General features: G+C 72.7%; 2 protein-coding genes. Both read left to right on the top strand.

Going from position 1 to position 17,296, the window contains the following annotated elements; genetic code table 11:
• Window positions 1–31 precede the first annotated feature (31 nt).
• On the top strand, window positions 32–3,280 hold the full coding sequence (locus ACWMMN_RS35410; RefSeq protein ID WP_486424165.1) for a non-ribosomal peptide synthetase: 3,249 nt from the start codon (window positions 32–34) through the stop codon (window positions 3,278–3,280).
• Window positions 3,280–17,295, top strand: coding sequence for an amino acid adenylation domain-containing protein (locus ACWMMN_RS35405; RefSeq protein ID WP_486424164.1), 14,016 nt, complete (start codon window positions 3,280–3,282; stop codon window positions 17,293–17,295). Before ACWMMN_RS35410 ends, ACWMMN_RS35405 begins: the two co-directional genes overlap by 1 nt.
• The last annotated feature ends 1 nt before the right edge of the window (window position 17,296 follow it).

Here is a 17,296-nt window from a genome sequence, read left to right as displayed (position 1 = left end):
ACGTCCTTCATGCATCCAGACAGGGGCCACCATGCGTACCACTTCGCTTTCAGCCTATCAGTACCGCTTCTGGCTCGAGTGGCAGCTCAATCCGCACTCGTCGGCCTACACGACCGCGCTCGTCTACCGCCTGTCGGGTCCGCTGGATCGCGACGCGCTGCGGCGCGCGCTGGACGCGTTCGTCCACGAGCATGACGAAGGCTGCCGCAGCACGTTCCGGATGGACGACGCCCGCGTGGTGCGAGAAGTGCATGACCGGGTGACGGTCGCACTCGACTACCGCGACGCGCGGGTGGCGCCGGAGCTGGACGCCGCCGAGGCCGACGCATGGATCGCCGCGCGCGCGGCGCACGTGTTCGCGCTCGACGACGCGCCGCTGTTCCGCTTCGCGCTGCTGCGCGAGGATGCCGACGCGCACCGGCTCGTGCTCAGCTTTCCGCACATCATCTCCGATGCGTTTTCCGCGGTGTACATCAACCAGCGGCTGACGGCGCTGTACAACCACGCGCTCGGCGCGGGCCCGGCGCCCGCCTGCACGTTGCGGGATCTCGGCGAGCAGCTCGCGTTCGAAGCCGCGTACCGCGCGTCGCCGCGCTACGACGAAGATCTGGCCTATTGGCTCGGCGTGCTCGCGCATGCGCCGCTCGGGGTCGAATTCGACGCAGCGGCATCGGCGGAGCCGCGCGAGGGGCGCATCCACCGGATGCGTTTCGACGCGGACACCACGCGCCGGCTGCGCGCACGGGCCCGCGCGAGCCGCTCGACGCCGTTTCTCGTGCTGTCGAGCCTGTTCGCTATCGCGCTGGCCCGCTGGCAGGACGTGCGCGAGCTGGTCGTGACCTATCCCGTCAACATGCGCTCGCCGGAGTTTCGCGATGCGAGCGGATGCTTCGTGAACAACCTGCCGATGGGCTTTTCGCTGCGGCAGGGCGACACGTTCCGCGATATCGTCGCGCGCACCACTGCCCGGCGTGCGGAAAGCAAGCACCATCAGCAGTTGTCGCTGACCGATCTCGTGACGGCGCTGCGGCGCACGCGTTCGCTGGCCGATACGCCCGTCTTCAACGTCGGCGTGACGGAAGCGTTCTTCGTGCAGGATGCCCCGCTCGCATTCCACGGCGTGCACGCGGAATTGCTGCCGGTGGTCGCCGCCGAGCGGCCGTTCGACCTGAACTTCGCGTATCAGCTGACGCCCGACGGCCTGCATGTGAACCTCGAATACGACACCGGCTGCCTGCCGCCGGCGCGGATCGGGGAGTTCGCCGCGCGCTTCGGCCGGCTGTTGCGCGCGTACCTGGACGACGATGCACAGCCCGCGCTCGCGGTCGACCTGCTGGCGCCCGAGCAGCGCGCGCGGCTCGCACAATACTGGCACGGGCCCGCGCGCACGATCGACGCGACGGACTGGCCGGCCCGCTTCGCCGCGCAGTGCGCCGCGACGCCGGATGCACCGGCCGTCCGGTTCGGTGCGGAGCAACTGACCTATCGCGAACTGGATGCGCTGTCGGCGCGGCTCGCGGGCTTTCTCGCGGCGCGCGGCGTGACGCCGGGGGCCCTCGTCGGGCTGTGCTGCGAGCGCTCGACGGAGATGGTGCTGGCGATCCTCGCGGTGATGCGGGCGGGCGCGGCCTACGTGCCGCTCGATCCCGCCGCGCCGCCGGACCGGCTGCGGCGCATCGTCGACGATGCAGGGCTCGCGCTGCTGCTCACGCAGCGGCACCTGCTGGCACGCCTGCCCGCCGGGCCGGTCGCGCGGCATGCGCTGGACGAGCGCGCGATCTGGCTGGCCGCCGAACCGCTGCCGCAGCAACGCATTCACCCGGACGGGATCGCGTACGTGATCTACACGTCGGGCTCCACCGGCACGCCGAAGGGCGTCGCCAACACCCATCGCGCGCTGGTCAACCGGCTCGACTGGCACGGCTCGCTGCTCGCCGATGCCGCGCCGGTGCGCGTGCTGCAGAAAACGCCGTACTTCTTCGACGTGTCGGTCTGGGAATTCCTGTGGACCTTGCAGAGCGGGCATGCGCTGGTGATCGCGCCGCCCGAGCTGCACAAGGACCCGGCCGGGCTCGCCGTGCTGCTGCGCGACGCGCGCATCGCGGTCGCGCACTTCGTGCCGTCGATGCTGAACGCATTTCTGGACGCGGCGCCCGGGCAGCGCTTCCCGGATCTCGCGCTGGTCGTCTGCAGCGGCGAGGCGCTGCTCGCCGAGCAGGCCGAGCGCTTCCACCGGCTGTTGCCGGGCGTGCGGCTCGCCAACCTGTACGGGCCGACCGAGGCCGCGATCGACGTGACCGTGTGGCATTGCGAGCCGGGCGAGGCCCATGCGCGCGCCGGCGTGCCGATCGGCCGGCCGATCGACAACGTGTCGCTGTACGTGCTGGACGCGGGCCTCGAGCCGTGCCCGCCCGGCAGCGCGGGCGAACTGTACATCGGCGGGGCGGGGCTCGCGCAAGGGTACGTCGGCCGCCCGGACCTCACCGCGGCGAGCTTCGTGCCCGATCCATACGCAGGCCGTCCGGGGGCGCGCATGTACCGCACCGGCGATATCGCGATGTTCGGCGAGCACGGCGAGCTGCATTACCTCGGCCGGCGCGACGAGCAGGTCAAGCTCAACGGCAACCGGATCGAGCTGCGCGAGATCGAGGCATGCCTGCTGGCGCTGCCGGGCATCGCGCAGTGCGCGGTGGTGCCGGTGCGGGTGCAGGGGCGGGTGCGGCTGCTGCACGCGTTCGTCGAGCCGGCCGCGGGGTGGGACAGCTGGCCGGCGGACGCGCTGCACGCGGAACTGGCCGCGCGGCTGCCCGACGCGATGCGTCCGGCCCGCATCGACGTGGTGGAGCGCATCGCGCTGCTGCCGGCCGGCAAGATCGACCGCAAGCGCCTGGCCCAGCTCGCCGACGCGGCGCTCGAGACGCGCGCGCGCGGTGCCGAGGTGCGCGCGAAGACGCCGTTCCAGGCCGAGGTCGCCGCCGAGTGGTCGGCCGTGCTGGACGTCGCCGACATCGGGCCGGACGACCATTTCTTCATGCTCGGCGGCAGCTCCGTGCAGGCGATCCAGCTGATCGGGCGCCTCAATGGCCGCTACGGGCTGCTGTTGTCGCCGCCGCTGTTGTTCGGCGCGCCGCAGCTTGACCGGTTCAGCGCGCAGGTGCTGGTGGCGCTCGGCCAGAAGGCCCAGCAGGAGGACCGCCTGGAAGCGCTGCTCGAGCGCCTCGCGCCGGACGACATGGACGAACTACTCACAGTGTTTTCATCGTCGGGAGAGCTGGTTTGATGTCGCATAACGATTCCACCGAAAACAAGCGTCGCCAATTGCTCGAAGCGTTCGGCAGGCAGCGTGGCGCGGGCAACCGCGACGCGATTACCCGCCAGGCTCGGCCGGCGGACCTGCCCGCGTCGGCGGAACAGTTGCGGATGTGGGTGCAGATGGCGATCAGCGGTGGCGCCGGTCATTTCCACGTGCCGCACGTGCTGGAGATCGCGGGCACGCTCGATGAGGCAGCGCTGCAGGCGGCGCTGCGCGACGTGGTCGCGCGGCACGAAGCGCTGCGCACGACGTTCGACGAGCGCGACGGCAGCCTGTACCAGCGTGTGCATGCCGAGCACGAGCCATCGCTGCCGGTACACCGTCACGCGGCGGGCGTGACCGACGCGGAGATCGCCCGCGCGATCACGGCCGAAATCGCGCAGCCGTTCGACCTTGCGCACGGGCCGCTGCTGCGCGCGTCGCTGCATCGTCTCGACGACGACCGGCAGATTCTCGTGCTGACCGCCCATCACCTGATCGTCGACGGGTGGTCGCTGGAGCTGATGCTGGCCGACTGGTGGTCGGCCTACGCGGCGCGGCTGGCGGGCCGCGAGCCTGAGCCGCGGGCCGACGACGGGCCGCACTATGCGGACTATGCGCTGTGGCAGCAGGCGCGCAGCGCCGCGGACAGCGCGCCGAGTCTTGCGTACTGGCAGGAGCGGCTGACGGGCGCGACGACGCTCGAATTGCCGTTCGCGCTGCCGCGCCCGTCGCGGCGCGCGCACGACGGTGAACTGGCGTTCTTCACGATTCCCGCCGCCGTGCGCGCGCGGGCCGAAGCGCTGGCGCGGCGGCAGGGCGGCACGCTGTTCACGGTGATGCTGGCCGCGTGGCGGTGCCTGCTCGGCGACTACGCTGGCCAGGACGACTTCTGCATCGGCACGACCGCGTCGAACCGCGTGCATCCGGGCAGCGAGCGCATCGTCGGCTTCTTCGCGAACCTGCTCGCGTTGCGCACTGCGCGGCAAGGCAGTGCCACGTTCGCCGCGCTGGTCGAGCGCGAGCGCGACACCGTCGCCGACGCGCTGCGGCATCAGGCGGTGTCGTTCGACCAGGTGGTCGAGCAGGTCGGCGTCGCGCGCGATTCCGCGCGCAGCCCGCTGTTCCAGGTCAACTTCGTGCTGCAGGACACGAAAGGTGCGGTGCCCGGCGCCGCCGGGCCGGCGGCACCGGCCGGGATGCCGGCGATGACGGTGCGCGACGACCTGTACCGCTACGCGCAGTTCGACCTGACGCTGTTCGCCGAGCTGACGTCCGATGGCGTGCGCTGCTGCACGGTGTTCCGCACCGATCTGTTCGAAGCCGCCGATATCGAGCGATTGTCGCGCACCTATGTGCAGTACCTCGACGTGTTGACCGCGCAGCCGGACGCGCCGTTCGGCACGCTCGCGCGCGGCGACGCGCCCACGCTCGACGCGCTGCGCGGCTGGCAGAGCCGGCCGCTCGGGCAGCCGCTGCCCGACTCGATCGGCTCGGTGATCGACGCGCTCGCGCGGCAGCATCCGGGCCGCCCGGCGATCCGCCACGGCGACGCGACGCTCGATTACCACGCGCTGAACACCCGCGCGAACCGGCTGGCGGATCACTTGCGCGATCTCGGCGTGTCGCCGGGCTCGACCGTCGGCCTGTGTCTCGAGCCGGGCGCGGAACTGATTGTCGCGATGCTGGCGGTGCTCAACGCGGGCTGCGCGTATGTGCCGCTCGACAGCCGCTATCCGGCCGACCGGCTGCGCTTCCTGCTCGACGACAGCCAGGCGAGCGTGATCGTCACGCGCGAGGACGTGGTGGCGCGCACCGACGCGCTGCGCGACGGCTATCTGAACCTGATCGTCCTCGAGGACCACGACGACGAGATCGCCGCGCGCGACGGCGCGTTCGTCGCGAGCGGGCTGCCGGCGCAGATGCCGGCGTACCTGATGTACACGTCGGGGACCACCGATCGTCCGAAGGGCGTCATCGTGCCGCAACAGGCGATCCTGCGGCTCGCGTACCGGCCGACCTATCTCGACGTGACGCCGGACGACGTGTTCCTGCAGTTCGCGCCGACCGCGTTCGACGCGTCGACCTTCGAGATCTGGACCGCGCTGCTGAACGGCGCGTCGCTCGTCGTGCCGGTCGGGCGGGATGCGTCGCTGGACCAGCTCGGGCCGTTGCTGGTCGACGCACGCGTGACGATTCTGTGGCTGACGAGCGGCCTGTTCGCGGCGATGGTCGATCACGCGCCGGACGCGCTGCGGCGGCTGCGCTATCTCGTCTGCGGCGGCGACGTGCTGTCGCTGCCGCATGTGGCGCGCGCCCGCGCGCTGCTGGAACGCGGGCAGGTCGTCAACGGCTACGGGCCGACCGAGACCACGACGTTCGCGACCGCGTACCCGGTGCGCGGCGAGCCGGCGGCGGGGCGCACGGTACCGATCGGCATGCCGATCCAGGGCACGTCGGTGTACGTGCTCGACGACGACCTGAATCCGCTGCCGGCCGGCGCGGCGGGCGACATCTACATCGCGGGGCTCGGCGTCGCGCACGGCTACGCAAACCGGCCGGACCTGACCGCTGCCGCGTTCGTGCCCGATCCTTACGGCGGCGAGCCGGGCGCCCGCATGTACCGCAGCGGCGACGTCGGCTACTGGGCGCATGACGGCGCGCTGCATTACCTCGGCCGGCGCGACCGGCAGGTGAAGCTGCGCGGCTACCGGATCGAGCCCGCGGAAATCGAGGCGGCGCTGGCTGCATGCCGCGGCGTGCAGGCCGCCGTCGTGACGGTTGACGCGACGCCGCAGGGCGACAAGCAGCTCGTCGCGTACTGGACCGCAAGCCCGGGCGCGGGCGTGGATGCGCCGGACGAAGCCGGCCTGCGCGCGCAGCTGCGGGCGTCGCTGCCGGATCATCTGGTGCCGGCGCGCTTGCACGCGGTGCCGCACATTCCGCTGACGGCGAACGGCAAGGTGGACCGGGCTGCGCTCGCTCAACTTGCCCCTGCGCAGGCGCAGGCGGCCGCCGAAACGGCGCCCGAGACGCTGACCGACACGCAGCGCGTGCTGCGCGCGTTGTGGGAAGACGTGCTCGGTCGCAGCGGGTTCGGCCTCGACGACGGTTTCTTCGATCTCGGCGGCGATTCGCTGCTGGCGATCCGGCTGAAGGCGCAGGCGCAGCGCCACGGGCTCGAATTCGAGATCCAGGACCTGTTCGTCCACCAGAGCGTGCGTACGCTGGGCGAGCACATCGAGCGGCAGCGCGGCGAGGGGGCAGGTGCAGGTGCAGGTGCAGGTGCGCCGGCCGAGGCCGTCGTACCCCGCGCGCCGCTGACGAGCGAAGCGGACCGCGCACGGCTGCCGGCCGGCGTCGTCGACGCGTATCCGCTCAGCCGCCTGCAACTGGGGATGCTCTATCACAGCCTGCGGCACGAGCGTTCGAGCCTGTACCACGACGTGATCGGCTACGAGGTCGCCTATGCGTACGACGAAGCCTGCCTCGTGCGCGCGCTGGACCGGCTGTCGGCGCGTCATCCGGCGTTGCGTACCGCGCTGCGGACGGAGGGGTTCAGCGTGCCGCTGCAGCTCGTGTTCGACACGGCGCGCATTCCGCTGGCGGTCACCGATCTGACTGCGCTCGACGCGACGGCGCAGGCCGCCCGGATCGCCGCGTTCATGGACGGCGAGCGGTTCGCCGCGTTCGACATCGCCGCCGCGCCGCTGTTTCGCTGCTTCGTGTTCAAGCTGGCGGCGCAGCGCTTCAAGCTGGTGTGGAGCTTCCATCACGCGATGCTCGACGGCTGGAGCGAGGCCGCGCTGACCACCGAATTCATCCGGCTCTACACGGCGGGCCTGGCGGGCGCGCAGACCCGGCCGGACGACGTGCCGGTGCAGGCCGGTTACCGGGATTTCATCGAACTCGAACAGGCGGCGCTCGCCGATCCGGCCCAGCGCGATTTCTGGCGCGGCCAGCTCGACGGCGCGCAGGCGCTGTCGCTGCGTCGCGCGCCGTTGATCGGCGACGCAGCGGACGAGCGCGTGGATTATCTGGAGGTCGAGGTCTCCGTCGAACTGGAGGCGGCGCTGCGCGCGCTCGCGCGCGACGCGAACGTCCCGCTCAAGAGCGTGCTGCTCGCCGCCCACCTGCGCGCGCTGCAGGCGCTGAGCGGGCGGCGCGACGTGCTCACGTCGATGGTGACGCACGTGCGGCCCGAGACCGAGCATGCGGAGCGCGCGGTCGGGCTGTTCCTGAATTCGGTGCCGGTGCGCGCGACGCTCGACGACGCAGCGTCGCCCGCCGCTCAGGCGCGGCAGGTGTTCGAGATCGAGTCGGGCATTTTCCGGCACCGCTTTTATCCGTCGCAGCAGATCCGGCAGGACAACGGCGGGATCGAGCTGGGCGAGGTGCTGTTCAATTTCACGAGCTTCCACGTGCTGCGCGAGCTGGACGACGCGGACGTGCGGATGCTCGCGGGCCGCGACGGTCATGCGGTCAACAGCTTTCCGGTGCAGGTCGATTTCTCCGTCTCCGCGAGCGACCAGCGGCTGCGCTGCATCGTCGGCTACCGGGCCGACAGCCTGCGGCGTGCCGACGCGGAAGACATCGCGCACGCGCAGCACGAAGCGTTGCGGCGGCTTGCCGGCGCGCCCGCGGCGGCGTGGCTGCGGCCTGCCACGCTCGCGCGGCTCGACGACTGGGCGGCGCCGAAGCCGGGGCTGCCGGTTGGCGCGAGCGTCGGCGAGCGGCTCGCCGCGTGCGCGGCCGCCGCGCCGGACGCCGTCGCGCTGATCGACGACGCGGGCGAGACGACCTATGCGGCGCTGCTCGACCAGTGCGACCGGCGCGCGGCGGCGCTCACCGCGCTGGGCGTGCGGCAGGGCGACGTCGTGGCGGTGTGCGCGGGCCGCACGGCGGCGACGCTGCAGACCGTGCTCGCGCTGTTCCGGATCGGCGCCGTGTATCTGCCGCTCGATCCCGCGTTGCCGGAAGCGCGCCATCGCTTCATGGTGGATGACGCGCGCCCGGTGGCGATCGTCGGCGATGCCGCCGCGCCCGCCTGCCTGCGCGCGTGCGGCGTGCAATTCGTCGAGCAGGCGGCGCTGGCGGAAGCGGGGCAGGCCGCGTTGGCCGCCGCGCCGCGCGTGAGCCCCGGTGACCCGGCCTACATTCTCTATACGTCCGGCTCGACCGGCACGCCGAAGGGTGTGCTGTGCCGCCAGGAAGGCATCCTCGCGCTGTTCGACGCGCTCGCACACACCTATCCGCTGGCGGCGGGCGATCGCGTGCTGTGGAAGACCGCGCAATCGTTCGATGTTTCGCTTACCGAAATGCTATGGCCGTTGATGAAGGGCGCCGCGATCGTGATCGCGCGGCCGGACGGCCAGTACGATCCGCGCTACCTGCAGCGCGCGATCGAACGGCATCGCGTGACGGTGGTCAATTTCGTGCCGTCGATGCTGCACCTGTTCCTGCAGTCGCTCGACGCCGGCGCGGCGAGCCCGCTGCGCGCCGTGTTCGCTGCCGGCGAGCCGCTGCTCCCCGCGACCGTCGAGCTGGCGGCGCGCGTGCTGCCGCACACGCCGCTGTTCAACGCATACGGCCCGACCGAGGCCAGCATCTACGCAACCGTGTGGCGCTGCACGAGCGGCCCCGTGTTGATCGGCCGCGCGGTGGGCGACGTCGGCACGCATATCCTCGCGCCCGATCTCGCGCGGCTGCCGATCGGCGTGACCGGCGAGCTGTACCTCTCCGGGCGGGCGCTGGCGTCGGGCTACCTGAACCGGCCCGAGCTGAGCGCGGAGCGCTTCGTGCCGAACCCGTATGCGACGGGCGACGCGGATCGCGTGCTGTATCGCACCGGCGACCTGGCCCGCTTCGACCGGCACGGTGACATCGAATTCGTGGGCCGCGACGACCAGCAGGTCAAGGTGCGCGGCTTCCGCATCGAGACGGGTGAAGTCGAGTCGGTGCTGGGCCGCCATCCGGGCGTCGCCAAAGTCGCGGTGCTGGCGCGTTCGGGCAGCGCGGGCGCCGTGCTCTGCGCGTTCGTGCAGGCGGCAGGCGCGCTGCCGGACGGCGCGCTGAAGGCGCATGCGCAACAGGCGCTGCCGCCGTACATGGTGCCCGACCGGATCGTCATGCTCGACGCGATGCCGATGACCGGCAGCGGCAAGATCGATCGCCTCAGGCTGGCCGACTGGCCGCTCGACGCGGCCGGCACGCCCGGCCCCGCCGGCGCCGCACGCCGTACGCCTGGCGATGCCGAGGCCGCGGTCGCGGCGATCTGGCGCGACGTGCTCGGCCTCGCCGAGATCGATCCGGACACCAACTTCTTCGACGCGGGCGGCCACTCGCTCGCGTTGATCCAGTGCCAGGCGCGGCTTCGTCGCGAGTTCGGCCGCGACGTGGACATCGATCACCTGTTCCGCTACACGACCATTCGCACGCTGGCCGGCTGGCTGTCCGCGCCTGGCGAGCCGTCAACCGGCGCCGGCGGCGCGGCTGCGGCCGCAAGCGCGTCGCCGGTCGACAGCCGCGACGTCGCGATCATCGGGATGAGCGCGGCCGTTTCGGGCGCGGACGACGTCGAGCAGTTCTGGCACATGCTGCTCGCGGGCGAGGACGGCATCACCCGGCTCGACGACGCGCGGCTGCGCGCGCTCGGCGTGCCGGACGACCTGCTCGGCAATCCGCGCTTCGTCGCCGCGCGCGGGTTGATACGCGATCCTGACTGTTTCGATGCCGCGTTCTTCGGCTACACGCCGCGCGAGGCAGAGATCATGGATCCGCAGCAGCGCAAGCTGATGGAGGAAAGCTATCGCGCGCTCGAGGACGCCGGTTACGCCGGGCCCGGGCCCGCGCGCGACGTGGGCGTCTACGTCGGCGTGGGCGCGAGCCAGTACCTCGCGAACCACGTGCTCGGCAACCGCGACGCGGTCGAGGCGCTCGGGCTGTACCAGATCAACGTGCTCAACCAGCCCGCGACGCAGATTGCGTACCGGCTGAACCTCACCGGCCCCGCGGTCACGCTGAACACCGCGTGCTCGACGTCGCTGGTCGCGTTGCACATGGCCGCACGCGCGGTCGCGCAGGGCGATTGCGAACTCGCGCTCGCGGGTGCGGCGTCGATCGGCGTCGACGGTGTGCCGGGCTACCTGCACCGCACCGGCGGGATCTTTTCCGCGGACGGCTATTGCCGCGCGTTCGACGCGGCCGCGAGCGGCACCGTCGAGGGCAGCGGCGCGGGTGCGGTGGTGCTGAAGCGGCTCGATCTCGCACGCCGCGACGGCGATCACGTGTATGCGGTCCTCAAGGGCTCCGCGATCAACAACGACGGCCACGACAAGGCCGGCTACACCGCGCCGAGCCCTGCGGGCCAGGCACGGGTGATCCGCGCCGCACTGGCGGACGCCGGCGTGGACGCCGCGTCGGTCGGCTATGTCGAGACGCACGGCACCGGCACGCTGCTCGGCGATCCGATCGAAATGGCCGCGCTGAAGGCGACCTACGGACAGCACCCCGTGCGTGCGCCGCGCATGCTCGGCGCGGTCAAGACGAGCGTCGGGCACCTGGACAGCGCGGCGGGGCTCGCGGGCGTGATCAAGGCGGCGCTCGCGCTCGAACGCGGCAAGGTGCCGGGCACGCTGCACTTCGACACGCCCAACCCGCTGCTCGAACTCGACGACGCGGCCTTCCGCATCACGGCGCAAGCGGCCGACTGGCCGGACGGCGGCGCTGCGCCGCGCCGCGCGGCCGTCAGTTCGTTCGGCATCGGCGGCACGAATGCGCACGTGATCCTGGAAGCCGCGCCGCCCGAGGCGGACGCGCCGACGGCCGCTGCCGCGCATTGCCTGCGGTTGTCGGCCGCCACGCCGGACGGGCTGCGGCGCGCGGCGGACGGCCTCGCCGCCGCGCTGCGCCGCCACCCGGAATGGGCGCTGGCCGACGTTGCGCATACGCTGCAGGCCGCCCGGCAGGACCACGCGTGCCGGGCGTTCGTGGTCGCCGAGTCGCGCGACACGGCGCTCGATGCGCTGGCGGCGGGTGTATCGCCGGCCATCGACGACGCGCCGCACGCGCGCCCGGTGATTTTCCTGTTCACCGGGCAGGGCGTGCAGGCCGCCGGCATGGCGCAAGACCTGCATCGCGAGAACCCGGTGTTCCGCGCCGCGCTCGACGAGGTGTGCGGGCGGTTCGCGGGCGCGGCCGGGCTGGCGCTCGAACCTTATCTGCTGGGCGACGCGAGCACCACCGATACGGCGCTGGTCCAGCCGCTGCTGTTCGCGTACGAGTACGCGCTGTATCAGGCATGGGCTGCGCTGGGCGTGACGCCGGACTACCTGATCGGCCACAGCGTCGGCGAACTGGTCGCCGCGTGCTGCGCGGGCGTGTTCTCGCTCGACGAGGCGGTCGGCCTCGTGGCGGCGCGTGCCGCGGCGATGCAGGCGCAGCCGGCCGGCGCGATGCTGTCCGTATCGATCGCGGAAGACGAGCTGGCCGCGCAACTGCCGCCGGCGCTCGCCGTCGCGGCGGTCAACGGGCCGCTGCAGTGCGTGGTGTCCGGCCCGGTGGATGCGGTCGACGTGTTCGCGGCGCACCTGCGCAACACGGGTATCGCGCATGCGCGGCTCGCGTCGTCGCATGCGTTCCATTCGCCGATGATGGCGGACGCGGCCGCGCGCGTGCAGGCGCATGCCGCGACGATGACGCTGCGCGCGCCGCGCATCCCGTTGATCTCCAACCTCGACGGCACGCTGCTGGACGCGCGGCGCGCCACCGATCCGGCGTACTGGGCCGCGCACGTGCTCGGCACCGTGCGCTTCTCGGCGGGCGTGCGGACGCTGGCGGCGCTGGGCGACGCGCTGTGGGTCGAGATCGGCCCGCGCGACGTGCTGGCGGCGCTGGTGCGCGGGCATCGCTGCGCGCCGGCCGACGCAGTGCTGGCAAGCTTCACGGAGCGCACGCCGCGCACGATGGCGACCCTGCTCACCGGCTACGGCCGGCTGTGGGCGAAGGGCGCGCGCCTGACACGCCGCGACGCGTACGCGGGCGAGCGCCGCAAGCGCCTGCCGTTGCCGGGCTATCCGTTCGAGCGGACGCGTCACTGGCTGCCCGCCCAGCAAGGCGGCCCCATCGAGCGCGCGCAGCCGGAGGCGCCGGCCGTTGCGTCGGTGGCTGCACCGGCCGTGGCCGACACGCCGCCCGCCGCTCCGGTCGAAACCGATGACGTGCGGCACGCATTGACGCGCATCTGGACGGAGTGCCTCGGCCATGAGCGGATCACGCCGGCCGACGATTTCTTCGAACTGGGCGGCGATTCGCTGCTGGCCGGGCGCGTTCTTACGCGGATTCACGAGCGGCTGAATGCGGAGCTGACGCTCGAGGCGTTCTTCAGTGCGCCGACGATCGACGGGCTGGCTCGCGCGATTCGCGTGCAGGCCGAACCGGCGCAGCCCGCCGGGCGGGTGGCAACGACGCAGCACGGCCTGCCGGCCGCCGGGCCGCGTCGTGCACCGATGTCGTTCCAGCAGCGCCGGCTGTGGACGCTCGAACGGCTCGGCATGGGCGGTTCGGTCTTTCATCTGCCGCAATGTCTGCACCTGCACGGCGATGTCGATCGCGCCGCGCTGCACGCGGCGCTCGCCGGGCTGGTTGCGCGCCATCCGGTGCTGCGCACGTCGTTTCACGAGGGGCCGGACGGCAGTGGCGAGCAGCACGTGCATGCCGACGCGGCGGTCGCGCTGTCGATCCATGCGTACGCAGGCGATACGGACGACGCACGGCGCGCGTTCATCGCGCAGCATCGCGACGCGCTGCGGGCGGAGCCGTTCGATCTCGCTCGGCCGCCGCTGTTTCGCGCGCGGCTGCTCGATCTCGGGCCGCGCCGCGCGTGCCTGCTGATGTCGTTCCATCACATCGTCGTCGATGGCTGGTCGTTCCGGCTGATCGCGCAGGATCTCGCGTCGCTGTACGCCGCGGCGAGCCAGGGGCGCGCGCCGGACGCCGCGCCGCCCGCGTGGGATTACGCGGACTACAGCGAGGAGCAGGCGGCGCAGTTCGCCGCCGGGCACTACGCGGCGCACGAGACGTTCTGGGCGCATCTGGACGGCGCACCGGTGCTCGACCTCGGCGGCGACCGGCGCCGCGCACGCACGCCCGGGCGCCTCGCGCACAGCGGCCGCGTCGCGGTGGACGCCGGACGCGCAGCGCAGGTCGACGCGCTGGCGCGGCGCTTGCGGACGACGCCATACGTCGTGTTCCTGTCCGCGTTCCTGCTGATGCTGTCGCGGCGCACCGGGCAGCGCGACCTGGTGGTCGGCTCGCCGGTCGCCAACCGTGCGTCGAGCCGCACCGAAGGACTCGTCGGCTTCTTCGTGAACCTGCTTGCGCTGCGCGTGGCATTCCCGGCAGCCAGCAGCACGCGGGCATGGATCGAGCGGGTGCGCGACTGCGTGATGGCCGCGCACGCGCACCAGGACTATCCGTTCGAGAAGCTGGTCGAGCGCTTCGCGGGCCCGCGCGACACGTCGCTGACGCCGCTGTTCCAGGTGGTGTTCTCGATGCAGGAGGCGCCGGTTCGCACCGTGCAGACCGGCGCGCTGGAGGTCGCGTTCGAGGACACGCCGGAAACGGAAACCGAATACGACCTGACGATGAACCTGCATCGCGACGGCGCGGGCTACGGCGGCGTGCTGCTGACGCGCGACGGCGCACTGGAGCGGGGCGAGGCGGACGAGGTGGTCGAACAGTTCCAGGCGGCGCTGGATCTCCTGCTGACGCTGCCGGACGATGCGCCGCTGGGCGACGCGGGCGTGCTGTCGGCTGCGCAGCGGCAGGCATGGCAAGCGGCGTCCGGGACGGCCGACGCGTCCGCGTGGGCCGCGTCCGACCTCATGTCGCTGCTGGCGGGCACGCTGACGGCCGGCAACGCTGCGCCCGCGGTTGCCACGGCGCACGAGACGCTCAGTTACGGGGCGCTGCGGGCGCGGGTGGAGCAGGTCGCGGGCGCACTGCACACGCACGGCGTTCGCGCCGGCGACCGCGTCGCGCTGTGCTTGCCGACGGGGCTCGACGCACTGGTGGCGCTGCTCGGCGTGCTGCGCGCCGGGGCGACCTACCTGCCGCTCGATCCCGCCGCGCCGGCTGTGCGGCAGCACGCGATCCTGTCGCAGGCGGCGCCGGTGCTGCTCGTGCACGACGCCGCAGCGGCGCCGCTTGCGTGGCCCGGCTGCGCGGCGCTCACGTTCGCCGCGCTTGGCGACACGCCCGCCGGCGCGCTGCCCGCTGGTATCGATCCGCAACAGGCCGCCTATACGCTGTTCACGTCCGGCTCGACCGGCGTGCCGAAGGGCGTCGACGTCAGTCATCGGGCGGTCGCGCACAAGATCCAGGCGCTGTGCGCCGCGTATCGCATGACGGCCGACGACCGGGTCGTGCAGTTCTCGTCGCTCGTGTTCGACGTGTCGATCGAGGAGATCTTCACGGCGCTGTCCACCGGCGCCTGCCTGCTGCTGCTCGACCGCGCGGCGTGGTCGACGCTCGGTGCGTTCAGCGGCCTGCTCGACGCGCAACGCGCGACCGTGCTCAACCTGCCCGCGTCGTTCTGGCGCGAATGGGTGCGGGCGATCCGGCTCGGCGAGGCCGCGCTGCCGGCGCAGCTGCGTCTGGTCGTGACGGGCAGCGAGACGGTGCCGCTCGCGGCGGTGCAGGCATGGCGCGCCGTGACGGGCGGCCGCGTGGCGCTGATGAACGCATACGGGCTGACGGAAAGCGTGATCACGTCCGTCGTGCACGACGTGCCGGCCGATGCGCGCCCGGACGAACGCGACGTGCCGATCGGCGCGCCGCTGCCGGGCACCACGGCCTATGTGCTCGACGCGCACCTGCAACCGGTGCCGCCGCTGTGTCGCGGCGAGCTTTACCTGGGCGGCAGCGCGCTCGCGAGCGGCTACCCGGGCCGCCCCGGGCAGACGGCCGCGGCGTTCCTGCCGGATCCGTTCTCCGGACAGCCGGGCGCGCGCATGTATCGCACCGGCGACCTCGTGCGGCGCGACGCGGCGGGCGCGCTGGTCTACCTCGGCCGCGGCGATCGCCAGATCAAGGTGCGCGGGGTGCGCGTCGACCTGGCCGAAGTGGAGGCGCTGCTGCTCGAACAGCACGGCGTGCGCGAGGCGGCGGTGCGGCTGTCGAGCGGGCACGACGCGCTGGCGCCGCGCCTGGAGGCGTTCATCGTCGTCGGCCCCGGCGCGTCGGGCGCGCCGGACATGCCACGCGAGGCGGCGCGCGAGCGGCTGCGCGCGCTGCGCCGCGTCGCGCCGGCGCATCTGGTGCCGCATGCGCTGGCCATCGTGCCGTCGCTGCCCAAGACGTCCGGCGACAAGATCGACCGCCAGTGGGTGTCGACGGCGGTGCTGCCCGACGAGGCCGCGGGCGGCGACGAAACGCCGCCGCTGCGCGCGCTGCTGACGGTGCTGCGCGACGTGCTGCGGCTGGAGCGGATCGGCCGGGACGACAACTACTTCGGGCTGGGCGGCGATTCCATCCTGGTGCTGCGGGCCGTCGCGCAACTGAACCGGGCGGGCTGGGCGGTCGATCCGCAGGATTTCTTCGCCAGTCCGACCCTCGCGGACCTGGCCGATTGCCTGCGGCCGCTGGCGGCGCGACCGGAGGCGGACGAGGTGTCCGGGTTCCCGTTGACGCCGTATCAACGGCGCGTGTTGCAGCGCCCGCACGCACACCACTGGAACCGCTCGCTGCTCGTTCAGGCCGCGCAGCCGCTCGACGCCGACGCGCTGCTGGCTGCGTTCCGTTCGCTGCTCGACGCGCACCCGGGGCTGCGCTGCGTATTCGACCACGACACGCTGCCGGGCCGCGTCGCGCCTGCGGACGCAGACGCCGCGCAGCGCTGCTTCAGCAGCCACGACCTCGGCTCGGCAGACGATGCGGCGCGCTTCATCGCCGCGCACAGCACGACGCTGCAGCAGGGCTTCGATCTGGCCCACGGGCCGCTGATCCGGATCGCGCACTACCGGTGCGGTGCGGCCGGCGACCGGCTGCTGCTCGTCGTGCACGGGCTGGTGGCGGACAGCCATGGCTGGGCGGTGCTGCTGGACGACCTCGCCAACGCGTATGCGGCGCATGCGAACGGCCGGACGCCGGCACTGGCCGCGCCGACGCTGGCGTACCCGGCCTATCTTCGCGCGCTGGACGCCCGCATTGCCGCCGCGCGGCAGGCCGGCGCAACCGCCGCGTACTTCGCGCCGATGGCGGGCAACGTCGCGCTGCCGCGGGATCGGCACGCGGCACGCGGCGAGAACGCCGAGGCCAGCCAGCAGGTCGTGCGCGACCGGCTGACGGGCGAGGCCGCGCGACGGTTGCTGGCCGTCGTGCCGCAGCGCCTGCGCGTGAAAGCCGCCACCGTCGCGATCGCGGCGGCCGCGCGCGCACTGACCGATTGGGCGGGGGGCGCGGTGGTCGCCGATCTCGGCCGGCACGGCCGCGACTGGCTCGACGACGGGCCGGCGGTCGAGCGCGCGGTCGGCTGCTTCGTCTGTGACGTGCCGCTGCTGTTGCCGCATCACGCCGGCGTGCCGAGCGTCGCGGCGCTGCGCGAATGGGAGGCGACGCTCGCCGCGCTGCCGCCGGCCGCGCTGGGCGGCGCGGACGAACCGCCGCCCGCCGGCGTCGATCTCGACGCGTGGCGGCGCTGCGTGCAGCCGCAGGTCAGCGTCGATTTCGTGTCGGCGGCCGCTGCGCGCCCGTCCGCATGGTTCTCCGCCGCCACCGAGGCGGTGGGCGCGGACCGCGCGGCGACCGACGAACGTTCGCACCTGCTGAACCTCGTTTGCGTCGCGGGCGACGGCGAACTCGCGTTCGAGTGCCGTTACAGCGACGCCGTGCATACGCGCGCCACCGCCGAACAACTGCTGCGCCGGTGGCGCGAGCACATGGAGGCCGCGCTCGCGCTTGTCGCCGACGCAGCCGTTCCCGTAGTCGAACACGATCATTCCTGAC

The sequence above is a fragment of the Burkholderia cepacia complex sp. TUM26381 genome (assembly GCF_057439935.1).
Note: the sequence above shows the minus strand (reverse complement) of the source record. Positions and strands in the feature narration are given on the sequence as shown.

Bases quoted from the DNA above. Each gene is read 5' to 3' on its own strand.
- ACWMMN_RS35410 (WP_486424165.1), top strand. From the start codon at position 32: ATGCGTACCACTTCGCTTTCAGCCTATCAGTACCGCTTCTGGCTCGAG.
- ACWMMN_RS35405 (WP_486424164.1), top strand. From the start codon at position 3,280: ATGTCGCATAACGATTCCACCGAAAACAAGCGTCGCCAATTGCTCGAA.